Here is a 20,943-nt window from a genome sequence, read left to right as displayed (position 1 = left end):
CCTTTCGTCCCTCTTGTTCGTAAAGCCGCATTTAAGTACTCTCAGCGAGTGCTCAGCTCAAGCGTCAGTGGTGCCCGGGCCAACGCCGGTGCCCCACCCACCGTGGACGAGGTCCGTGACGACCTGCTCGCCAACCACGACCAGCTGGACGCCGAGAGCGTCTGGCGCGAGATCTGCGAGCGGGCCTCCCTCCCGCCGACGGCGTCCTTCCTCTCGGAGCGGGAGTTCGACGCGCTGGTGGACCAGATCGCCGTCCACGACCCGCTGTGCAACCTGCTTGCTCGATCCGTGCGGATCCGCCGCACGGCTGCCCGTCGGCTCGCGGAGCTCGGACGATGAGTGTCATTGCCGCGAGGAGCGACCCCATGAAGCACCCGACAGCGACCGACCCCACCCCGGATCCTGTCACCGATGTGGCCCGGTTGACGGAGGTCGGACGCTACGACTTCGACGCACCGGCGTTGAAGTCGGCGCTGGCCAAGCTCGCCCGAGAGGCCGCCGAGATGGTGGACCTCCCCATCGGGCTCGTGAGCATCGTCCTGGGGCGGGCGCAGTTCTTCGCCGGCAGCTTCGGTCTGGACGGCACCTGGATGGGGGATGCCGGGGGCAGCGCCGTCGAGTGGTCGTTCTGTGCCAACGCCGTGCGCAGTGGCGAGCCGTATGTCGTCGAGGACGCCGCAGCGGATCCGCTCCAGCACGACAACCCCCTGGTGCTGCTCGACGGTGTGCGCAGCTATCTGGGGGCGCCGTTGATCTCGCCCTCGGGGCAGGTGCTCGGCACGTGCTGCACCATCGGCCACACGAGGCGCGAGTTCACCGCTTCCGAGGTCGCGGCCCTCCAGGAGCTGTCCGCACGGATCGTCGACGAGCTGCAGGACCACGTGATCGGCTAGACCAGCGGGAAGTGGCACGCAGCCAGGCGCCCGGGTGCCACCGCGCGCAGCGGAGGACGCTCGATCGCGCACTTGTCCTGCGCGTGCGGGCACCGGGGGTGGAAGGGGCATCCGCTCGGCTTGTTCACCGGGTTGGGCACGTCACCGACGAGCACGATCCGCTCGGGCGCCAGCTCGGTGACCCCATCGTCGATCTCGGGTGCCGCGGACAGGAGCGCCTCTGTATAGGGGTGCGCGGGTGCGTCGTAGAGCGCATCGGCGTCGGCCACCTCGACCACCTCGCCGAGGTACATCACGGCGATCCGGTCCGACACGTGCCGCACCACGCCGAGGTCGTGGGCGATGAAGACGTAGGTCAGACCCAGCTCGTCCTGCAGGTCGGCGAAGAGGTTGAGCACCTGGGCCTGGATGGAGACGTCGAGGGCCGAGACCGGCTCGTCGGCCACGATGACCGACGGGTCGACGGCAAGCGCCCGGGCGATGCCGACCCGCTGGCGCTGACCCCCGGAGAACTCGTGCGGGTAGCGGTCGACGTGGTCGGCCGACAGCCCCACCAGCTCGAAGAGCTCGGCCACCCGTGCGGCGACCTCCCGCCGTGACCGGGTCCCGGCGACCTCCATGCCCTCGGCCACCATCTCCCCGACCCGACGACGCGGGTTCAGCGACGAGTAGGGGTCCTGGAAGACGAGCTGGATGTCGCGCCGCACCGGCCGCAGCCGTCGCCGCGACAGGGAGGTGATGTCCACCCCGCCGAGCTCGACCCTCCCGGAGGTGAGGTCGGTCAGGCGCACGAGGCAGCGGCCTAGGGTGGACTTGCCGCACCCGGACTCCCCGACGATGCCCAGGGTCTCGCCCCGACGCACCTCGAGCGACACGCCGTCGACGGCGTGCACGACCTCCCGGGCCCCGCGCCACGACGACCCGCTGACCGGGAAGTGCTTGACGACGTCGGTGGCCTTCAGCAGCACCTCGCCACGCTCGATCACTCGAAATCCTCCTCCTCGGGCACGTCGACCGACGTCTGACCCGGGTCACCGGCCGCGGTCGCGGCCTCGTCGAGCGAGTGCCGCAGCTCGTGGCGGGTGTCGCGGGGTAGCCAGCACGCGTCGAGGTGACCCGTCCCCATCAGGGACGGCCGCTCGGTGCAGTGGTCGTGGGCCAGCCGGCACCGCGGGGCGAAGGCGCACCCCGACGGCACCGCCAGCGCCGAGGCCGGTGACCCGGGGATGGCCGGCAACCGCCGCACCCGCGGCGCCCGAGCCCGGGGCACCGAGCCCAGGAGCCCCCAGGTGTAGGGGTGGCGGGGGTGGTGGAAGACCTCCTGCCGCGGGCCGGCCTCGGCGGCCCGGCCGGCATACATGACCAGGACGCGGTCGGCGAGCTGCGACACCACGCCCATGTCGTGGGTGATGAGGATGATCGACGAGCCGTGGTCGCGCCGCAGCCGCCGCAAGAGGTCGAGCACCTGCGCCTGCGTGGTCACGTCGAGCGCGGTGGTCGGCTCGTCGGCGATGAGCAGGGAGGGGTTGTTGGCCAGACCCATCGCGATGACGGCCCGCTGGCGCATGCCGCCGGAGAACTGGTGGGGGTAGTCGTCGACCCGCCGCGCGGGGTCGGGGATGCCCACCTCGGCGAGCAGCTCGATGGCCCGGGTCCGGGCCGTGGCCTTCGACACCGACTGGTGCGCCCGGATCTGCTCCGCGATGTGCCAGCCCACGGTGTAGACCGGCGTCAGCGCGGTCATGGGGTCCTGGAAGATCATCGCGATGTCACGGCCGCGCAGCACCCGCAGGTCCTGGTCGGCCATCGTCACGAGGTCCTTTCCTCGGAATCGAGCGCTCCCCTCGACGGTGCAGTTGGGGTCGCGCACGAGGCCGAGCAGGCTCATCATTGACACGCTCTTGCCCGACCCCGACTCGCCGACCACGCCCAGCACCTCGCCGGGCTCGACCGAGAAGGAGAGCCCGTCGACGGCGACGGCGGTGCCGCGTCGGCTGCGAAAGCTGACCCGCAGGTCCTCCACCTGCAGCAGCGGCCCGACGAACGGTGGCTCAGACATGGCGCACCCGCGGGTCGAGGCCGGCGTAGACGAGGTCGACGAGGGCGTTGGAGAGCACGACGAAGAAGGCCGCGTAGAGGACGGCGCCGAGGATGACCGGCAGGTCGAGGTTCTGCAGGGCGGTGTAGGTCAGCCGCCCCACCCCGGGCAGCCCGAAGACGACCTCGGTCAGCAGCGCCGACCCGCCGACGAGGGCGCCGAAGTCGAGGCCGAAGAGCGAGACGACGGGGATGAGCGAGCAGCGCAGGGCGTGCCGGATGAGGATCCGGCGCTCGGACACGCCCTTGGCCCGGGCGGTCCGCACGTAGTCCTCGTCGAGCGCGCTCATCATCTCCGAGCGCAGCACCCGGGCGTAGATGCCGGCGTACAGCACGGCGAGGGTCAGCCAGGGGAAGAGCAGGTGCAGCGCCCACTGGAGCGGGTCCTGCGTGAGCGGGACGTAGCCGAGCGGCGGCACCCAGGCGAACACGCCGTCGTGCAGGCGGCTCTGGGTGACGAGGTTGACCACCTCGCCGAGCCAGTAGACGGGGATCGAGACCCCGACCACGCCGACCAGCACGATCACCGGGTCGGCGGCGCGGCCTCGCCACGCCGCGGCCAGGGTGCCCATGGCCACCCCCATGACCATCCAGATGACCGCCGCCCCCAGCACCAGCGACAGGGTGACGGGCACCGCCTGCACGATCTGCGGGATGACCTCCACCCCCCGGTTGACGTAGGAGGTCAGGTCACGGTCGACGAAGAGGTGCTTCATCATCAGCGCGTAGCGCACGGGCAGCGGCTGGTCGAGGCCGAACTCGGCCTGCACCTGCGCCAGGGTGGCCTGGTCGGCGTTGCGTCCCGCGATCCGCGCTGCCGGGTCCACCCCCGGGGTGGCGAAGAAGATGAGGAAGACGAGGATCGAGATGGACAGGAGGACGAAGATCGCCGCACCGAACCGGCTGATCGCGAAGCGCACCATCAGGCGGCCCCCCGCAGCTTGGCCCGGGGATCGAGCGCCTCGCGGATGCCGTCCCCGAAGAGGTTGAGCACCACGGCGGTGAGGGCGATCGCGACACCGGGGGCGACGGTGACGGCGGGCCGGGTGTAGAGCAGGTCGAGACCGTCGTTGACGATCGTGCCCCAGCTGGCCTGGGGCGGCTGCACCCCGACGGACAGGAACGACAGCGCCGACTCGGTGAGCATGGCCAGCGCGGTCATCAGGGGCAGGAAGACCACGACCGTGGGGGCGACGTTGGGGACGACGTCGCGGCGCATGATCCGCAGGTCGGTGGACCCGACCCCGATCGCGGCGGCCACGAACTCCTTCTCCTTCAGCGCCAGCACCTGACCCCGGATGGGGCGAGCGACGTACGGCACGTAGACGACGCCGATGATGAGCACCGGCAGCCACAGGCTGCCCGCCCCGATGACGACCGGCCCGAGGCGCAGACCGCTGGTCAGCAGCACCACCGACAGGCTGATGGCCAGCAGGTAGACCGGGAAGGCCCACACCACGTCGAGCAGCCGCGACAGCACCCCGTCGACGACGCCGCCGAAGTAGCCGGCGAGGATGCCGATGAGGGCGGCGAGCCCGCAGCAGAGCAGGGCGGCGGAGAAGCCGATGAGCAGGCTGTTGCGACCGCCGTAGAGCAGCCGGGCCATGACGTCGCGGCCCTGGCCGTCGGCGCCGAGGAAGTAGTGCGCCGGGTCCCAGGTCGGGCCGATCGGGGTCACGCCGAGACCGAGGCCGGTGGTGCTCGGCTCGAGCACGGGCACGGTCTGCCCGCCGATCACCGTCGTGCCGGCCACGTTCGACGCGAAGGGGTCGGTGTGAGCGATGCTGCCCGCGTAGACCGGAGCCAGCAGGGTGACGACCACGACGAGGAAGAACACCGCGAGCGAGGCCATCGCCGCCCGGTTGCGGCGCAGCTGCCCCAGGGCAGTGCGCCACGGCCCGTACGACGTGACGACGGGTGCCGTCACCGGCCGCTCACTTCGTCCACAGCTGGCTGACCTGCATGTAGAACTGCTTGCTGAACTGGTAGTTGCCGACCCGCTTGGACACGAAGTCGATGAGCTTGGGCGTGAACATCGGCGCCACCACCGCGTCAGACATCGTCTGCTTGTCGACGGCACCCCACTGGGCGTTGGCCGCTGTCTCATCGGTGCGTGAGGTGACCAGGGCCTGCTGCATCGCCGCGTCGTGGGCCTTGTCGCAGTAGCCCGCGATGTTGATCGACGAGTCGCTTCCCGGGGTGAACGAGGCGCACGACGTGAGGACGTTGAGGAAGTCGGACGCCGCCGGGTAGTCCTGGTACCACTGCGACAGGCTGATCTGCACCTTGTTCTTGTTGTTCTGGATGTAGGTGAACTGGATGTTGGCGGAGATCGGCTTGAGGGTCGCCTTCCAGCCGAGCTCTGTGAACAGGCTCTGGAGGTACTGCCCGATCGACTTGTTGACCTCGTCGTCCTGCGTGACGATCCCGACCTCCATCCCCGCTGTGCCCGACTCCTGCACCAGCTGCTTGGCCTTGGCCAGGTCGGGGGCGCTCCAGGTGGTCCCGCCGCCGGCGGTGTACTGGCAGTCGTCCACGTGGCCGGGGAACGCGGGGGGCAGGAACGTGCACACCGGCTGGGCGAGCTTGTCCCCGCCGTAGAGCTTGACGACGGCGGCGCGGTCGACCGCCCAGTTGACCGCCTGGCGGGCCTTGACGTTGTCGAACGGCGCGAGGTTGACGTTCATCGGGAGGTACCACATCGCGGTGAGCGTGTTGACGTGCGCCTGGGCGGTGTACTTCGTGCCGATCTCGTTGAGCCGGTCGGCTGGGGGCGGGTCGAAGACCCAGTCCGCCTGACCGTTCTCCACCGCGGTCACCGCCGCCTCGACGGTCAGGCCGAAGCTCTCGGTGACCGTGTCGGAGTACGCCTGGGGCTGCGCCTCGTGCGACCACTCGGTGAAGCTCGGGTTGCGCACGAGCTTGAGCGAGGTGTTGGGGTCGTAGGACGCGATCATGTAGGGCCCGGTGGTCGGGATCGGCGTGTTACCAGCGTCCTTTGGCGGTGAGCTCGCGGGCAGGATCGACGCGTGCGGCACCGCGAGCTTGTACTTCAGCTCGGGGTCGGGCTCGACGAGGTTGATGACGACCGTGCCCGCGCCCTGGTCGACGACGACGCCCTTGCTCAGGTCGCAGCTCGCGGGCGCCTTCAGGCAGGCCGCGGCCCCGACGATGCCGTTGTAGAAGGAGCCGGCGGTCGGGCTCGAGACGGTGAAGATCCGCTTGAAGGACGCGGCGACGTCGGCGACGGTCACGTCCTTCCCGTCGGAGAACTTGACTCCCTTGCGCAGGGTGAAGGTGTAGGTCTTGCCGTCGTTGCTGACCTCCGGCAGGGCCTGCGCCAGGTCGGGCACCACGGTGAACGAGTCCTGGCCACCCACCTTCTTGAAGGCCAGCAGTCCGTCGTACAGCGTCTGGTAGAGCTGCCAGTACTGCAGCGTGTAGTTGACCTGGGGGTCGAGGGTCCCGCCGGCGGCCTTGGCCAGCAGCTTGAGGTCGCCGCCCTTGTGCTGGGACTGGAAGGTCGCCGGAGCGGCCGTGTCCGCGCCTCCCCCCGCCCCGCCCCCGGTCGCGGTCGGCCCGGGGGACGACGAGCTGCAGGCCGTGACGGTCAGCGCGATCGCTGTGCCGACGACGACGGCACTGTGCAGACGACGTGAGCTCATGAGGTTCCTCCGGGTCGGGATGCGGTCTGGGGCTGGTCGTGCTCGGCGAGAAAACTGCTGACCACCTCGAGGTAGCGGGCCTCCTCCTCGACCTGCGGCAGGTGGCTCGACTCGGCGAACCTCTCCCACCGCACGTCGGGTATCGCGTCGGCGAACGGCTGCATGCAGGCATCGGTGGCCTCGTCGTAGGCACCGTTGATGAGCAGGGTCGGGGCCGTGATCCGGTGGGCGCGGTCGACGATGCTCCACCCCTTGAGGGTGCCGATGACGTGGAACTCGCTGGGCCCGTTCATGGTGTGGTAGACGGTCGGGTCCTCGGCGAGCTTCGCGAAGCTCGCCACCACCTCTGGCGGGTTGGGCACGACGCGGCACACGTGCCGGTCGTAGAAGACCTCTTCCGCCGCCGCGTACTCCGGCGAGTCGGTGGTGCCCGCCTGCTCGTGGGCCAGCAGGGTGGCCTGCGTCTGCGGCGGGAGCTCACCGCGCAACCGGTTGGCCTCGGCGAGCCAGAGCTCCATGGAGGCAGGCGAGTTCGCGATGACCAGCGCCCTCAGCCCCTTCGGCGCCCGCGCAGCGTGCTCGGCCCCGAGCATCCCGCCCCACGACTGACCGAGCACGCAGTAGTCGTCGGCGATGCCGAGCGCGCCGAGCAGGTTGTCGAGCTCGTCCAGGAAGAGCTCGACGGTCCAGAAGTCGGCGCCCCGGTCGCGCAGGTGGGTCGAGTTGCCGCAGCCGAGCTGGTCGTAGTGGATGACGGCGCGACCCGTGGTGGCGACACCGGCGATCCGCAGGGTGTAGTCGTGCGGCACGCCGGGCCCGCCGTGGAGGACGACGAGCGGGCTCAGCCCCGAGCGGAGGTCTCCGGTGATGCGGTACCAGGTCTCGAAACCGCGGAAGTCGACCGTTCCCTCTCGACTCGGTGTCGCGATGCCGTGCGGGGTGATGGTCACCGGGGCCCTCCTGTCGATACGGCACGACGCCGTGCGCCGTCGTGGACCACACGCTCGCACTGTAATGGTCTGCCAGGAAGACCTTTTGTGTTAAGGCTGTGTCACGTTTCGCCTCCGACCCCGACGGACGGGCACAGATCGGGGAAGGTGGTGCGCAGCAGGGACTTTACGAGGGGAACCATGGTGCTGACGGGCTTGTCCAGCGCGGTGGTCTCCATGTCCCCGTTGACCGTGCAGACGGTCGGCGACGAGGTCGTCGACCGTCTGCTGGCCGCGATCGCACTGGGTGAGTTCGTCCCCGGAGAACGCCTCCCGGCGGAGCGGGAGATGGCTCGGCTGCTGGGGGTCAGCAGGACCACGGTGCGGGTCGCGCTGGCCCGGCTCCGGGAGGCCGGGGTCGTCGACGTCAGGCGTGGCCGGGCCGGTGGCGCCTTCGTCACGCAGAGCTGGCAGCCCGCGTCCGCCGCGGCGGTGGGCCGCACCCTCGTGCCTCGGCGGGCCGAGATCGAGGAGCTCGGCGACCTGCGCTGTCGCTATGAGGAGATGGTGGCCCGCACCGCCGCAGAGGTCCGGACCCGGGCCGGTGCCGAGGAGCTGCGCTCCCTGCTCGAGGCCTTCGTGCGCGCGCGGACCCCGCAGGACCAGCACCGGACCGACATGGCCATCCACGAGGGGGTGCTGCGTGCGACGGGCAACCCGCAGATGGCGGCCATCAGCCGCGATCTGCTGACCCGCACGTCGCTGGGGCTGGCCATCGAGCCCTACGACCCCGACTTCTACGGGCAGGCGGTGATCGAGCACTCCGCGCTCGTGTCGGCGGTCGTCGAGGGCAGGGTCGACGATGCCGGCGTCATCGCGCGTGAGCACTTCACCATGTCGGCCCGCACCCTCCGCAGGGTGATCTCCCGCAGCGCAGGTATCCACCCGGAGCTCACGCTGCCCTGAGGACGGTGGCCCGGCGAGCGACTCCCCAGCTCAGATCACGCCCATCTTCGAGGCCGCGTAGACCGCCTCGGCCCGCCGCCTGACCCCGAGCTTGCGCAGGATGTTGCCGACGTGGAACTTCGCGGTGGTCTCGGAGATGTAGAGCCGCCCTCCGATGTCGCGATTCGACAGCCCCCGGGCCAGCAGGGCGAGCACCTCCGACTCGCGAGCGGTCAGCTGCGAGGCCGAGTGGGTCTGCGGGCTGTGCAGCCCGCGCACCATCGCCGAGGCGCTGCGCGCGTCGAACGCGCTCTCGCCGCGGCTGACGTCGCGGATCGCTCGCACGAGCCCGGACGTGTCGACGTCCTTGACGACGTAGCCCCGGGCACCGGCCCGCACCGCCTGCAGGACCAGGTGCTCGTCGAGGAAGGTCGTGAAGACCAGGACCGCCGCCGTCGGGTGGGCGCCGGCCAGCGTCGAGCACAGGGCCAGGCCCTCGGTGTCGGACGAGGTCGAGAGCTTGAGGTCGAGGACGACGACCTGCGGCCGGGTGCGCCCGACGACGGCCATCGCCTCGGCGGAGGAGCACGCCTCCCCGACCACCCGCAGGTCCTCCTCCCGCTCGAGGATCGAGCGCAGGCCCTGCCGCACGATGGCGTGGTCGTCGACGAGCACGATGTCGACCCCCGTGCGCAGGCCCTCGGGTGGGGTGGGGGAGCGGTGCGGGGCCGGGACGAGGGTGGCCATCAGGTCTCCTGGGGCGAACGGGTGGGTGGGCCGACGAGTCCGTCGATGATCCCGGGTCGGGTGGGCGGCAGCGGTAGCGGGATGCGCATCTCGACGCGCACCCCACCGAGCCGGGCCCGGCGGAAGGCGATCGTGCCCCCCAGCTCGGCGATCCGGCTCTCGATGTTGACCAGGCCGCGGTGCCGGCCGTCGGTGGGGGCGGATCGGGCGATGCGCAGCCTGCGGCTGAGGTCGGTGGGGTCACCCACACCGTCGTCGGCCACGGCCACGCGCAGCTCGTGCGGCCGGTAGCGCAGCCGCACGATCACCCGCGAGGCACTCGCGTGCGTCGCGACGTTGAAGAGCGCCTCGCCCACGGCGCGGGCGATCTCGTGGTGCGCCGAGCCGGGCAGCGGCACGGCTCCGCCCTCCACCCGCAGGGCGACGTCGAGGCTGCGGTCGTGGTGTCGGCTCACCTCGTGGATGAGCTCGGGCAGCGTCGAGATGGTGTCGCGGTGCGGCTGGTGCAGGGCGTAGATGGCCCGCCGCAGCTGCTCGACCGCCTGCTGGGACAGGTTGCGGGCGGTGAGCAGCTGGTCGTGGATGGTGGCGGCGACCGGCCCGAGCAGCTCGGCCTCTCCCCGGGCCACCTCGACGGCCAGCCCCGACGACAGGACGTACTGGGTGACGCTGTCGTGCAGCTCACGGGCGATGCGGTGGCGCTCGCCGTCGACCAGCTCGCGCTCGGTCGCCACGTGCAGCTGCTGCTCGGCCCGCCGCAGCTCGGCCGTGCGGCGGGCGAGGTCCTGGGCCTGGGCCGTCGCCTCGTCGTAGAGCTGCTGCGCGCGCCGGTGCAACGTGAGCCCCGCCTGGTACTGCTGCGAGGTGTGCAGCGAGACCGCTGCCTGGTTGGCGAGGATGCGCAGCACCGACACATCGCTCGGCTCCGGCTCCTCGGGCAGGCCGTGCAGGACGCTCAGCGTGCCGACCGTCTCGCCCTCCAGGGTCATCGGCACCCTGACCCAGCCCGATGGCGCGACGGTCCGGGCCAGGCCGGCGCGGACGGCGCCCAGCTCGCGGCGCACGTGGGGAGGGAGGTTGCCCTCGTCGCTCTCGACCTCACCCGTGGGGGTGACCACGATGAACCGGGGACGCGCCCCCGGTAGGTGAGCGTCGGCGAGGCCGAGCAGGCACCAGGACGCGTCGAGGTGGGTCCCGGCCGCCCGCGCCACCTGCTCGAGGATGCCGCGCGGCCCCTCGAGGGTGCGCACGAGGGCGCGGGAGATGGAGTCCATGGCCCGCAACGCGTGCTGCAGTCGCTCGTCCGAGCGCAGGTAGGCGCGGTAGAAGGACCCCTTCCCGCTGCGCACCCCCGTGAGCGCGGCAAGATCGGGGCGCTCGTCGCCCGCGGTCGTCGGGCTCACAGCGCCTGGCGGAAGAGAGCCACCAGCTCCTCGCCGTTGGCCGACCGGGGGTTGGTCGTCAGGCACGCGTCGTCGAGGGTGCTGGCGGCCAGGCGCGCCAGGACCGACTCGTCGACCCCGAGCTCGCGCAGGCCACGCGGCACGCCGACGTCGTCGGCCAGGGACCGCACGTGCTCGGCCAGCAGGTCGGCGGCCTCGACTCCGGGCATGCCGTCGACGGCCAGCCCGGCGGCACGCGCCAGCGCGATGAACCGGTCGGGGGTCGCGCGGGCGTTGTAGCGGATGACGTGGGGAAGGAGCACCCCGTTGACGACTCCGTGAGGGGCGTCGAGCAGCCCGCCCACCTGGTGGCTCATCGCGTGGGTCGCGCCGAGGATCGCGTTGGTGAAGGCCAGCCCCGCGTTGAGGCTGGCCTGGGCCATGCCCTCCCGGGCCGTCTCGTCACCGGGTCGCAGGATGGTCGTGTGCAGGTTGCGCGTGACCAGGCCCACCGCACTGAGGGCGTGGATGTCGGCCAAGGGGTTGTGGGCGAGGCTGACGTAGGCCTCGATGCCGTGGGTCAGCGCGTCGAGACCCGTGGCAGCGGTCAGCCACGGCGGCATGCTCATCAGCAGCCGGGGGTCGATGATCGACAGGTCGGGCACCAGGGCCCGACCCATGATGGTGACCTTGACGCAGCGCATCGTGTCGGTGACGACGCAGAACTGCGACACGTCGGCGCCGGTGCCCGAGGTGCTCGGGATCATCAGCAGGGGTGGGATCGGTCTCGTGACGCGGTCGACACCGGCGTAGTCGAGCACGTGGCCACCATTGGTCGAGAGGATCGCGATCCCCTTCGCCGCGTCGATGCACGACCCGCCTCCGATGGCGAGGATGACGTCGGCACCCTGCTCGAGGTAGAGGTCGTGGCCCGCAGCGATCTCGCGGTCCTTGGGGTTGGGCGTGAGGCCGTGCCAGACGACCGGTTCCAGCCGCGCCTCGCGCAGGTGAGCCAGCAGCTCGTCGACCCACCCGGCCGCGATGATGCCGGGGTCGGTGACCACCAGCGGGCGCCGGGCCCCCAGGCGACGTGCGGCGTAGCCCGCCTCGGCGAGCGAGCCGGGCCCGAAGACGACCTCGGGGGCGTGGAACGTCACCAGTCGTGACCCGGACGCCCGGGCAGGCACCCCGACGACGTCGACCGACCCCGTCGTGCCTGACATCGGCTCCACGCTCGCGTGCACCGTACCTCCGGTCGGCGTACGACCTAGCTGTCTGCCGGGCGCAGCAACCCTGGACGCCACCGCGAGACTACCCCGGACCGGATGGGCGGACGAGAGCGCGCCCTCCCGCCGATGTGGAAGGATCGGGCGTCCGCCGTGCCCTGAGCACCACTCTCTCCCGGAGGCCCACCCATGACCACCGACAGCTACGAGACCGCCGGCGCACCGGCCACGACCGAGGCACCCCGGGTGCTGCTGAAGCTCTCCGGCGAGGTCTTCGGTGGCGGCGAGGTGGGGGTCGACCCCCTCATGGTCCGCCAGATCGCCGAGCAGATCGCCGTGGCGGTGCGCTCGGGGGTGCAGGTCGCCATCGTCATCGGTGGCGGCAACTTCTTCCGCGGCGCCGAGCTGCAGCAGAAGGGCATGGACCGGGCCCGGGCCGACTACATGGGCATGCTGGGCACGGTGATGAACTGCCTCGCCCTGCAGGACTTCCTCGAGAAGGCCGGGGTCGAGACCCGGGTGCAGACGGCCATCACCATGGGGCAGGTCGCCGAGCCCTACATCCCGCGGCGCGCGATCCGCCACCTCGAGAAGGGGCGCGTGGTGATCTTCGGCGCCGGAGCCGGTATGCCGTTCTTCTCCACCGACACCGTCAGCGCCCAGCGGGCGCTCGAGACCAAGTGCCACCGCCTGCTCGTGGCCAAGAGCGGCGTCGACGGCGTCTACTCCGCCGACCCGAAGAAGGACCCAGGCGCGGTGAAGTACGACACCCTGACCTTCCGCGAGGCCATGAAGGCGGGCCTGCGCATCCTCGACACCGCGGCCTTCAGCCTCTGCGAGGAGAACGACCTCGAGATGCTGGTCTTCGGCATGGAGGGCGAGGGCAACATCACCTCAGCCCTGCAGGGTGAGAAGATCGGCACGGTCGTCACCACGGGCTGACCGCGGTCTTCCCACCTGGTGGCACGCGCGACCCAGCACGACCCCGCTCCGGCCAGACCGGTCGGAGCCACACGACAGACGTCAAGGACGGCGCATCACCGATGATCGACGAGACCCTGTTCGAGGCCGAGGAGAAGATGGAGAAGGCCGTCGAGGTCGCCAAGGAGGACTTCGGCGCGATCCGCACCGGCCGGGCCACCCCCGGCATGTTCAACAAGCTGGTCGTCAGCTACTACGGCGCCCCGACGCCGCTGCAGCAGCTCGCGTCCTTCCAGACGCCCGAGGCCCGCACGATCCTCGTCTCGCCCTTCGACAAGAGCGCGATGTCCGAGATCGAGAAGACGCTGCGCGACTCCGACCTCGGGGTGAACCCCAGCAACGACGGCAACGTCATCCGCTGCGTGCTGCCCGTGCTGACGCAGGAGCGCCGCCGCGACTACGTCAAGCTGGCCAACACCAAGGCCGAGGACGCCAAGGTCTCCATCCGCAACATCCGCCGCAAGGCCAAGACCGACATCGACAAGCTGGTCAAGGACGGCGACGTCGGTGAGGACGACGGCTCGCGCGGTGAGAAGGACCTCGACGCGATGACCAAGAAGTTCGTCGACTCGATCGACACCCTGCTCAAGGGCAAGGAGACCGAGCTCACCGAGGTGTGAGCCCGGTGGTGAGCCCTGAGGTGGCCGACCGACTCGTGACGACGGACCCCGAGATCCCGGAGCCAGTGACCCCGGACCCCGCACCCGTCTCGCGGGCCGGGCGCAACCTGCCCGCCGCCATCACGGTGGGCCTGAGCCTGGGGGCGCTGGTCGTCGCTAGCCTCTTCGTGCGCCGTGAGATCTTCGTCCCGCTCGCCACCGCGTCGGTCTGCATCGGGGTCTGGGAGATCTCGCGGGCGCTGCGTCGCGGCGGGGTCGTGGTGCCCGTCGTGCCGGCCCTCGTCGGCACGGTCGGCATGAACGTCGCGGCCTTCGTGGGGGGTGGGCAGGCGCTCGCCGTCACCTTCGGTCTGACCTGCGTGGCCATCCTGCTGTGGCGCTTCGCCGACGGCGTGGCCGGGGCCGCCCGCGACACGGCCGGTGGCATCCTCGTGGTCGCCTATCCGGCCCTGCTGGCCTCGTTCTACGCGCTGATGCTCGCGCCCGGCGACGGTGACTGGCGCATCTTCACCTACGTCGCGGTCACCGTCTCGAGCGACATCGGCGGGTATGCCGTGGGGGTCACCCGGGGGCGGCACCCCATCGCGCCGAGCATCAGCCCGAAGAAGTCGTGGGAGGGCTTCGCCGGGTCGGTGCTCGCCTGCGTCGGCGTGGGCATCGCCAGCGTCGTCCTCACCCTGCACGGCCAGTGGTGGGTGGGGCTGCTGCTGGGCGTGCTCGCCGCCGTCGTCGGCACGGTCGGCGACTTCGTGGAGTCCACCGTCAAGCGCGACCTCGGCGTCAAGGACATGTCCAACATCCTCCCCGGCCACGGCGGCGTGATGGACCGGCTCGACTCCCTCGTGATGGTCGCCCCGGTGGCCTGGGCGGTGCTCGCCATCTTCGTGCCGGTCAGCTGACCGAGGCCGCGGGCCCGGCTCAGGCGCGCGGCCCGCCCATCTTGTCGATCAGCTCTCTCAGCCCCAGCACCACCCTGGGGTCCGAGATGCCGTCGTGCTCCCACTCGTTGGTGACCCAGGTCTGGGTCGCGCCGAGGTGGGCGGCGGTCTCGATCTGCAGCTCGGCGTCGACGTACATGTCCTCGTAGTAGATCGCCGCCGCGAGCGGCACCTCGTTGGCCGCGAGGGCGTCGAGGTCGTAGAGCGGCTCCCAGTCGGTGCGGGCGGCGAGCAGGTCGGCCGCCTCGCGGAAGGGGCGCAGCAGCCGGATCTCGTCCATCATCCAGGGGAACATCGTCTCGCCCGTGAAGAGCAGCGGCCGCGCCGACTCGGCGAACTCCGGCCGCCGGTCGCGCTCGGCCTGAGCCGCCCAGCCCGTCGGCGCGCTCGCGGGGTCGCCGTAGATCGGCTCCTGCAGCACGACGAAGAGCGGGTTGGTCGCGAACGACGTCTGGGTCAGCACCTGCTCGAGGAAGGCCGCGGTGGGCTCGCCGTCGACGTCGAGGGCCTCGTCGAGCAGCCAGTGCAGGCTGTCGCCGCCGTGCTTCATCCCCAGTCGTTGCCCGAGCAGCTGGAGGCGGCGCACGGTGAGCAGGTCGCCGTCGGGCAGGCGCACGTCGCCGACGCTGACGCGGTCGGCGACGGCGGCCGCGTGGTCGACGGCGTGGGGGTAGCGCTCCCGCCAGGCCTCGTTCTTGGCTGCGATGCGCGGGAAGGTGCGTCGGTAGACGTCGGCCGCGTCGGGTCGCACGCTGGGCAGCCCGCCGGTGACGTAGCAGGCCGACAGACCCTGCGGCGCACGGGAGAGGTAGGTGAGGGTGACGAACCCGCCGTAGCTCTGGCCCAGCGTCTCCCACCGCCGGCCGCCGAAGAGGGCGTGCCGCGCGTGCTCGGCGTCGCGCACGATCGAGTCACCCCGGAAGAGCCCCAGGTAGGTCGCCTGGTCGGCTGGCGTGCCCCGCTCGGCCAGACGTCGGCCCTCGACCCGGCTGCTGCGGCCGGTGCCGCGCTGGTCGAGCAGGAAGACGCGGCGGGTGCGCAGCAGCTCGCCGATCCAGCCCGTGGCCGAGAGCGGTCGCGGTGAGGCCCCGCCGGGGCCCCCCTGGAGGAAGACGACGGCCGGGAGGTCGTCGTGGCGACGGGCCGGGTCGACGACCTCGCGCACGAAGACCTCGATGGTCTCGGTGGGCTCGCCGCGGTCGGCGGCCGCCCAGTCGAGCGGCACCGGCAGCACGTGATCGGTGACCGCGAGCCCCGGGAGCACGTAGTGGACAGGGGCGGTGGTCGCGGGGGGCACTCGTGCAGCGTAGGCGGCGCAGGCCCGGCGCTGGGCGGCGGTGGCGCACGGAGGTGGCGCACGGAGGTGGCGCACGGAGGTGGGACACTGGAGACGAGATGAGCGAGCCCCAGCCCCTGCCCGAGCCCACCACGCGACCCGTCCCCGGCGCCCTGACCTTCACCGCGCCCCGCCGCGGCAAGGCGCCGCGCCACCTCGCCGACCTCAGCCCGGCCGAGCGCAAGGAGGCGGTCGTCGCCCTCGGCCATCCCGGCTTCCGGGCCAAGCAGCTGTCGACGCACTACTTCGAGCGGCTGGTCGAGCGGCCCGACGAGATGACCGACCTGCCGAAGGCGGTGCGCGACGACCTCGTGCGCGACCTGCTCCCGACGCTGCTCACCCCGACGGTGCAGCGCACCGCCGACGACGGCATGACGCTCAAGACCGCGTGGCGCCTGCACGACGGCGCGATCGTCGAGTCGGTGCTCATGCGCTACCCCGGCCGGGTCACGATCTGCATCTCGAGCCAGGCCGGGTGCGGCATGAACTGTCCCTTCTGCGCCACGGGCCAGGCCGGCCTCACGCGCAACCTCTCGGCCGCCGAGATCGTCGAGCAGGTCGTGTACGCCGCGCGCCAGCTGCGGCGCGGCGAGCTCGCCGGTGGCGACGAGGTCGAGGGCGAGCAGGGGAGCGAGGGCAGCGAGAAGGACAGCCCGCTGCGCGTCTCCAACGTCGTCTTCATGGGGATGGGGGAGGCGCTGGCCAACTACAAGGCCGCCATCGGCGCGATCCGTCGCCTGACCGACCCGGCGCCCGACGGGCTGGGCCTCTCGGCCCGCGGCATCACGATGTCGACGGTCGGCCTCGTCCCGGCGATCGACAAGCTGGCGGCGGAGGGTATCCCCGTGACGCTCGCGCTGTCGCTGCACGCGCCCGACGACGCCCTGCGCGACGAGCTCGTGCCGATCAACACCCGGTGGACCGTCGACGAGGCCCTCGACAGCGCCAAGCGCTACTACGACGTGACCGGGCGGCGGGTGTCGATCGAGTACGCCCTCATCCGCGACATCAACGACCAGGCCTGGCGCGCCGACCTGCTCGGCGACAAGCTGCGGGCCCGCGGCAAGGGCTGGGTGCACGTCAACCCCATCCCGCTCAACCCCACCCCCGGCTCGAAGTGGACTGCCTCGCGCCCGGGTGTCGAGCAGCAGTTCGTCGAGCGGCTCCGCGCCCACGGCATCCCCACCACGGTGCGCGACACCCGGGGCCAGGAGATCGACGGGGCCTGCGGGCAGCTCGCGGCCTCGACCGCCTGACCGGCCGCGGTCATGTGAACGGTTCACGTGCCCGGAGCCTGCTCACCTGACAGGAACCCTGGGCAGCCGGGACGATGGGCCTCAGGGCGTCTCTGCGTACCGTCTTGCTCTCGGCAAGGTAGGAGCATGACTTTGCTGAAGAGGCACTGGCCCACCGCAGCACCCGCGACGGCTTCACCGCCGTGGCCAGGGTGACCACGGCCAGCCGTCAGTTCACCCTGACCGGGGTGACCGTGCCGGTCAGCGCCGAGCTCGGGGCCACCGCGCCGCCCGAGGGACGGCGGCACCAGGAACGGCTCCAACCTCGCCTCGGTCATGTCTCGACGGCGACCACTACGTCATCGACGGAGAGAAGATCTCCGTCACCTCCGGCGACCGCAGCGACGCCGTGGTGGTCTGGGCGACCCTCGACAAGTCGCTCGGACGGGAACTCGCCCGGGCCCTCCGGCCGTTCACCGGCCGAGCCCACCCCACTGAAAGCAGCGATGGACCACCACGACAGACCCTCGGCCGCCCCTCGACGCCCGGAGCGGGGAGTAGGCGGCCGGTGAGCGTGCTCGTGTCCGTCGCGACCCTCCTGCTCGGCGTCGTCGTCGTGCTGCTCATCACGGTGGCGACCGGCTGGTTCGTGGCACAGGAGTTCGCCTTCATGACGGTCGACCGCTCACGGCTGGCGGCTGCGGCGGCGGGGGGTGACCGCGGCGCCGCCCGCGCGCTCGGCGTCACCGGCCGGACCTCGTTCATGCTCTCGGGCGCGCAACTCGGCATCACCGTGACCGGCCTGCTCGTGGGCTACGTCGCCGAGCCGTTGATCGGCTCGGCCCTGGGTGACCTGCTCGGGGGTGCAGGCATCCCCACGGCGGTCGGCCTCACCGTCGGCACCGTGCTCGCACTGCTCTTCTCCACCGTCGTGCAGATGGTGTTCGGCGAGCTCGTCCCCAAGAACCTCGCGATCGCTCGGCCCGAGCCGGTGGCGCGGCGACTCGCCCGCTCCACGACCATCTACCTCGCCGCGGCAGGCTGGCTGGTGGGCATCTTCGACGCCGCGTCCAACACCCTGCTGCGGCTGCTGCGCATCGAGCCCGTGCACGACGTCGAGCACGCCGCCTCCCGGCGCGACCTCGAGCACATCGTGGCCGACTCCGAGCGCAGTGGTGACCTGCCACCCGAGCTGTCGCTCCTGCTCGACCGGGTGCTCGACTTCCCGACCCGCGACGTCGAGCACGCGATGGTGCCGGGCTCGCGGGTCGACGTGGTCCACGAGGGCACCGGGATCGAGCACGTGCGCGGGCTGATGGTGACCGGGCACTCTCGCTATCCCGTGCTCGACCACGACGGGCAGGTCGTCGGCGTGGTGCACCTGCGCGACGTCCTCGGCTGGTCGCCGAGCTCGGGCGAGGTCCGGGCCGCCGACCTCGCGCGTCCGGCGCTGGTCGTGGCCGGGGCGATGACCCTGCCCCACGCGCTGGCCGAGATCTCCGGCCGCCGTGAGCAGCTGGCCTGCGTGGTCGACGAGTACGGCGGCTTCGCCGGCATCCTCACGCTCGAGGACCTCGCCGAGGAGCTGGTCGGTGAGATCAGTGACGAGCACGACGGCCCCGACGTCGGCTCCGGCGGGCCGGTCGGCCCCCAGCGGGTCGGAGCCGACCTCCTCTGGGTCCTGCCCGGCGACCTCCCGCTCGACGAGGCCGAGCGGGTGCTCGGACGTGACCTGCCCCGCGGCGGCTACGAGACCGTGGCCGGGCTGCTGATCGCCGAGCACGGGCGCCTGCCGCAGGTGGGTGACCAGCTGCGGGTGGCGCTGGTGGAGCAGGTTGCCGACCTGCTCGGCGACGCCGAGCCGCCCACCGCGCTGCTCGAGGTGCTCGCCCTCGCCCGGCACGTGCCGTCGCGGGTGCAGGTGCGCCTGGCCGCCGACGCGACGCGGGGGCAGGAGCCGGCGTGAACGACCTCCTCGTTCTGGGCGTGAGCGTGGCCCTGGTGGCCGCGAGCGCGTTCTTCGTCGCCGTCGAGTTCGCCCTGCTCGCGGCCCGACGGCACCGGCTCGCGGATGAGGCCGGGTCGAGCCCGGCCGCCCGGGCGGCGCTGCGCAGCGCGTCCGAGCTCACGCTGCTGCTGGCGGGCTCCCAGCTCGGCATCACCGTGTGCACGCTCGCCCTCGGTGCCGTCACCAAGCCCGCCGTCCACCACTGGTTGACGCCGGTCTTCACCGGATGGGGGGTGCCGGCCTGGGCCGCCGATGTGCTGGGCTTCGTGCTGGCCCTGCTCGTGGTGACCTTCGTGCACCTCGTCGTGGGTGAGATGGCCCCGAAGTCGTGGGCCATCGCCCACCCCGAGCGGTCGGCGCGGATGCTGGCCCTGCCCATGCAGGGCTTCATCCGGCTCACGCGGCCGTTGCTGGTCGCCCTCAACGAGGCCGCCAACTGGTGCCTGCGACGGGTCGGGGTCGAGCCCGTCGACGAGACGTCGATGGGGCGCGACCCGCAGACCCTGCGCCACCTGGTCGAGCACTCGGGCCGGGCCGGCACCCTCGAGGCGGGTCAGTCGACCCAGCTGAGCAGCGTGCTGCAGCTCGCCGACCTGACCCTGGGTGACGTCGTGAGCACCGGGGCGGCGACCGCGGTGTCGGTGGGTGCCACCGCCGCCGACGTGCAGGAGGCGAGCCGGCGCACGGGGCACCTGCGCATCCTCCTGCGCGGTGCCGACGGGCGGGCGCAGGCGATGGTCCACGCGCGGGACACGCTCGCGCTGCCGGCGGAGGCGGGGGTCGAGTCGGTCAGCCGACCGCTGCACCTCGAGCCCGCGGATGCCCCCGTCTACGCCGTGCTCGCCCGCATGCGGGCCACGAGCACGCACCTGGTGGTCGTGCGCGACGCCGAAGCCCACGCCGACCGTGGCGTGGTCACCCTCACCGACATCCTCACCCGCCTCCTCCCGTCCGGGCCGGATGGATCGGCGGTCCCCTGAGCCCGGGTCAGATCGACCCGTGGCGCCAGAGGGCATCCACGTGGCGGCTGTCCGTCCCGCAGCAGCCGCCGAGCACGTTGAGCTGGGGCAGCCGGTCGCGGATGAGCGCGACGTCGGCGACGAGGGTCTCGGGGTCGCCCTCGTCCAGACCCTCGGCCTCGTCGAGCTCGGCGTGGCTGAGGAGGGAGGCGTTCGGGCGCAGGGTGACGATCCGGTCGTGCCAGTCGGCGGGTGCGCCGAGCGCCCGGTCGATGTGGCGGGGGTGGGCGCAGTTGACGCCGAAGTAGTCCGGCGCGGCGGCGTCGTCGACGGCGCGAACGGCGTCGGCCAGCGTGGTGCCGTCGGGCAGCCGACCGTCGGTCTCGACGGTGAAGGACACGGCCACCGGGAGGCCGACGTCACGGGCGGCCCACACCAGGCCGACGGCCTCACCCACGTGGGTGAACGTGTAGCCGGTGGCGAGGTCGGCCCCTCCCTGCGCCAGGGCCGCCAGCTGCGCGGAGTGGTAGGTAGCGGCCTCGTCGGGCTGGAGCAGCAGGTCGGGCGCATAGCCGTCGCGCCGCGGGCCGATCGTGCCGACGACGAGCACGTCCTGGATGCCCTCGTGCGTGAGGTAGCGAGTGGCCAGCTGGCGCAGCTGCTCCACCGCCTCGACGTTGACCGCGGCGACGTCGCCCGCCGACCACCCCAGCAGGGCTCCCCAGTCGGTGCTGGCTCGCCAGGTGCCCGTCTCGAGGAGCAGGCCGGCGCGCGCCGTGGCGGCCGTCGAGGCATACGCCTCGTAGTAGCTCTCGAGCAGCCGTCGTCCGTCGGCGGTGCGCACGAGGGGGAACGCCGCGAAGTGCGGGAGGTCCTCGCCGTGGTGGAAGATGAGGTCGGTCTCCAGCCCGCCGTCGGTGACGAACGGGTGGGCGCTGTGGTGCGGCAGGCGACTCACCCCGCCTTCCTACCACCCCTCCCC

General features: G+C 71.9%; 20 protein-coding genes. 9 read left to right on the top strand and 11 right to left on the bottom strand.

Annotated features, from left to right (window positions below):
* The first annotated feature begins 48 nt into the window (after positions 1-48).
* Positions 49-339 carry a hypothetical protein gene (locus tag V3N99_03065; protein MEO3935719.1) on the top strand — a complete coding sequence of 97 codons (291 nt, stop codon included), beginning with the start codon at positions 49-51 and terminating at the stop codon, positions 337-339.
* 26 nt (positions 340-365) lie between these two features.
* Positions 366-893 carry a GAF domain-containing protein gene (locus V3N99_03060; GenBank protein MEO3935718.1) on the top strand — a complete coding sequence of 176 codons (528 nt, stop codon included), beginning with the start codon at positions 366-368 and terminating at the stop codon, positions 891-893.
* Here V3N99_03060 and V3N99_03055 read toward each other — a convergent pair.
* The 6 genes from V3N99_03055 to V3N99_03030 are packed head-to-tail and all read right to left on the bottom strand — an operon-like array spanning position 890 to position 7,605.
* Entirely contained in the window at positions 890-1,879 is a 990-nt protein-coding gene (locus tag V3N99_03055) for a dipeptide ABC transporter ATP-binding protein (protein MEO3935717.1), read from the bottom strand. The genes V3N99_03060 and V3N99_03055 overlap by 4 nt on opposite strands.
* On the bottom strand, positions 1,876-2,952 hold the full coding sequence (locus tag V3N99_03050) for an ABC transporter ATP-binding protein (protein MEO3935716.1): 1,077 nt from the start codon (positions 2,950-2,952) through the stop codon (positions 1,876-1,878). The genes V3N99_03055 and V3N99_03050 overlap by 4 nt, the downstream gene beginning before the upstream one ends.
* On the bottom strand, positions 2,945-3,913 hold the full coding sequence (locus V3N99_03045; GenBank protein ID MEO3935715.1) for an ABC transporter permease: 969 nt from the start codon (positions 3,911-3,913) through the stop codon (positions 2,945-2,947). The genes V3N99_03050 and V3N99_03045 overlap by 8 nt, the downstream gene beginning before the upstream one ends.
* The gene (locus V3N99_03040; GenBank protein MEO3935714.1) at positions 3,913-4,917 is read right to left on the bottom strand and encodes an ABC transporter permease; all 1,005 of its coding nucleotides are present in this window, start codon (positions 4,915-4,917) and stop codon (positions 3,913-3,915) included. The genes V3N99_03045 and V3N99_03040 overlap by 1 nt, the downstream gene beginning before the upstream one ends.
* 7 nt (positions 4,918-4,924) lie before the next feature.
* On the bottom strand, positions 4,925-6,655 hold the full coding sequence (locus V3N99_03035; GenBank protein MEO3935713.1) for an ABC transporter substrate-binding protein: 1,731 nt from the start codon (positions 6,653-6,655) through the stop codon (positions 4,925-4,927).
* Positions 6,652-7,605, bottom strand: coding sequence for a proline iminopeptidase-family hydrolase (locus V3N99_03030; protein MEO3935712.1), 954 nt, complete (start codon positions 7,603-7,605; stop codon positions 6,652-6,654). Before V3N99_03030 ends, V3N99_03035 begins: the two co-directional genes overlap by 4 nt.
* A gap of 216 nt (positions 7,606-7,821) precedes the next feature.
* Between V3N99_03030 and V3N99_03025 the strand changes: the two genes are divergently transcribed.
* Positions 7,822-8,550: a GntR family transcriptional regulator gene (locus V3N99_03025; protein ID MEO3935711.1), complete on the top strand. Its 729-nt coding sequence runs from the start codon at positions 7,822-7,824 to the stop codon at positions 8,548-8,550.
* A gap of 30 nt (positions 8,551-8,580) precedes the next feature.
* On the opposite strand, the gene V3N99_03020 is transcribed toward V3N99_03025, so the two are convergent.
* Genes V3N99_03020 through V3N99_03010 form a run of 3 tightly spaced genes read right to left on the bottom strand, consistent with a single transcriptional unit; the run spans position 8,581 to position 11,881 of the window.
* On the bottom strand, positions 8,581-9,276 hold the full coding sequence (locus V3N99_03020; protein MEO3935710.1) for a response regulator transcription factor: 696 nt from the start codon (positions 9,274-9,276) through the stop codon (positions 8,581-8,583).
* Positions 9,276-10,679, bottom strand: coding sequence for a histidine kinase (locus V3N99_03015; protein ID MEO3935709.1), 1,404 nt, complete (start codon positions 10,677-10,679; stop codon positions 9,276-9,278). The genes V3N99_03020 and V3N99_03015 overlap by 1 nt, the downstream gene beginning before the upstream one ends.
* Complete coding sequence (locus V3N99_03010) at positions 10,676-11,881, bottom strand: iron-containing alcohol dehydrogenase (protein MEO3935708.1); 1,206 nt, start codon at positions 11,879-11,881, stop codon at positions 10,676-10,678. Before V3N99_03010 ends, V3N99_03015 begins: the two co-directional genes overlap by 4 nt.
* A 192-nt stretch (positions 11,882-12,073) precedes the next feature.
* Between V3N99_03010 and pyrH the strand changes: the two genes are divergently transcribed.
* The 3 genes from pyrH (at position 12,074) to V3N99_02995 (ending at position 14,384) form a co-directional block, all read left to right on the top strand.
* Positions 12,074-12,826: a UMP kinase gene (gene pyrH / locus V3N99_03005; protein MEO3935707.1), complete on the top strand. Its 753-nt coding sequence runs from the start codon at positions 12,074-12,076 to the stop codon at positions 12,824-12,826.
* Positions 12,827-12,927: 101 nt separating this feature from the next.
* Complete coding sequence (gene frr, locus V3N99_03000) at positions 12,928-13,485, top strand: ribosome recycling factor (GenBank protein ID MEO3935706.1); 558 nt, start codon at positions 12,928-12,930, stop codon at positions 13,483-13,485.
* 8 nt (positions 13,486-13,493) lie between these two features.
* Positions 13,494-14,384, top strand: coding sequence for a phosphatidate cytidylyltransferase (locus V3N99_02995; protein ID MEO3935705.1), 891 nt, complete (start codon positions 13,494-13,496; stop codon positions 14,382-14,384).
* Positions 14,385-14,403: 19 nt separating this feature from the next.
* Here V3N99_02995 and V3N99_02990 read toward each other — a convergent pair whose 3' ends face one another.
* Entirely contained in the window at positions 14,404-15,720 is a 1,317-nt protein-coding gene (locus tag V3N99_02990) for an alpha/beta fold hydrolase (GenBank protein MEO3935704.1), read from the bottom strand.
* A 98-nt stretch (positions 15,721-15,818) separates the two neighbouring features.
* On the opposite strand from V3N99_02990, the gene rlmN reads away from it, so the two are divergent.
* The 3 genes from rlmN to V3N99_02975 all read left to right on the top strand — a co-directional run bounded on the left by rlmN (position 15,819) and on the right by V3N99_02975 (position 19,982).
* Complete coding sequence (gene rlmN, locus V3N99_02985; protein MEO3935703.1) at positions 15,819-17,015, top strand: 23S rRNA (adenine(2503)-C(2))-methyltransferase RlmN; 1,197 nt, start codon at positions 15,819-15,821, stop codon at positions 17,013-17,015.
* 547 nt (positions 17,016-17,562) lie between these two features.
* Positions 17,563-18,960 carry a hemolysin family protein gene (locus tag V3N99_02980; GenBank protein MEO3935702.1) on the top strand — a complete coding sequence of 466 codons (1,398 nt, stop codon included), beginning with the start codon at positions 17,563-17,565 and terminating at the stop codon, positions 18,958-18,960.
* Positions 18,957-19,982, top strand: a complete 1,026-nt coding sequence (locus V3N99_02975; protein ID MEO3935701.1) for a hemolysin family protein — start codon at positions 18,957-18,959, stop codon at positions 19,980-19,982. Before V3N99_02980 ends, V3N99_02975 begins: the two co-directional genes overlap by 4 nt.
* Before the next feature lie 7 nt (positions 19,983-19,989).
* Here the strand turns inward: V3N99_02975 and V3N99_02970 are convergent, their stop codons facing one another.
* Positions 19,990-20,919 (bottom strand): homocysteine S-methyltransferase family protein, encoded by a 930-nt coding sequence (locus V3N99_02970; protein MEO3935700.1) that lies wholly within the window; start codon positions 20,917-20,919, stop codon positions 19,990-19,992.
* Positions 20,920-20,943 lie beyond the last annotated feature (24 nt).

This window comes from Dermatophilaceae bacterium Soc4.6 (assembly GCA_039889245.1).
In the GTDB taxonomy this organism is placed as follows: Bacteria; Actinomycetota; Actinomycetes; order Actinomycetales; family Dermatophilaceae; genus Lapillicoccus.
This window is presented reverse-complemented; position numbering and strand designations above follow the sequence as displayed.

What these genes read in the sequence shown, in the direction of transcription:
- V3N99_03060 (MEO3935718.1), top strand. Translation starts at nt 366, where the DNA reads ATGAAGCACCCGACAGCGACCGACCCCACCCCGGATCCTGTCACCGAT.
- V3N99_03050 (MEO3935716.1), bottom strand. Translation starts at nt 2,952, where the DNA reads ATGTCTGAGCCACCGTTCGTCGGGCCGCTGCTGCAGGTGGAGGACCTG.
- V3N99_03045 (MEO3935715.1), bottom strand. Translation starts at nt 3,913, where the DNA reads ATGGTGCGCTTCGCGATCAGCCGGTTCGGTGCGGCGATCTTCGTCCTC.
- V3N99_03035 (MEO3935713.1), bottom strand. Translation starts at nt 6,655, where the DNA reads ATGAGCTCACGTCGTCTGCACAGTGCCGTCGTCGTCGGCACAGCGATC.
- V3N99_03025 (MEO3935711.1), top strand. Translation starts at nt 7,822, where the DNA reads ATGTCCCCGTTGACCGTGCAGACGGTCGGCGACGAGGTCGTCGACCGT.
- V3N99_03020 (MEO3935710.1), bottom strand. Translation starts at nt 9,276, where the DNA reads ATGGCCACCCTCGTCCCGGCCCCGCACCGCTCCCCCACCCCACCCGAG.
- V3N99_03010 (MEO3935708.1), bottom strand. Translation starts at nt 11,881, where the DNA reads ATGTCAGGCACGACGGGGTCGGTCGACGTCGTCGGGGTGCCTGCCCGG.
- pyrH (MEO3935707.1), top strand. Translation starts at nt 12,074, where the DNA reads ATGACCACCGACAGCTACGAGACCGCCGGCGCACCGGCCACGACCGAG.
- frr (MEO3935706.1), top strand. Translation starts at nt 12,928, where the DNA reads ATGATCGACGAGACCCTGTTCGAGGCCGAGGAGAAGATGGAGAAGGCC.
- rlmN (MEO3935703.1), top strand. Translation starts at nt 15,819, where the DNA reads ATGAGCGAGCCCCAGCCCCTGCCCGAGCCCACCACGCGACCCGTCCCC.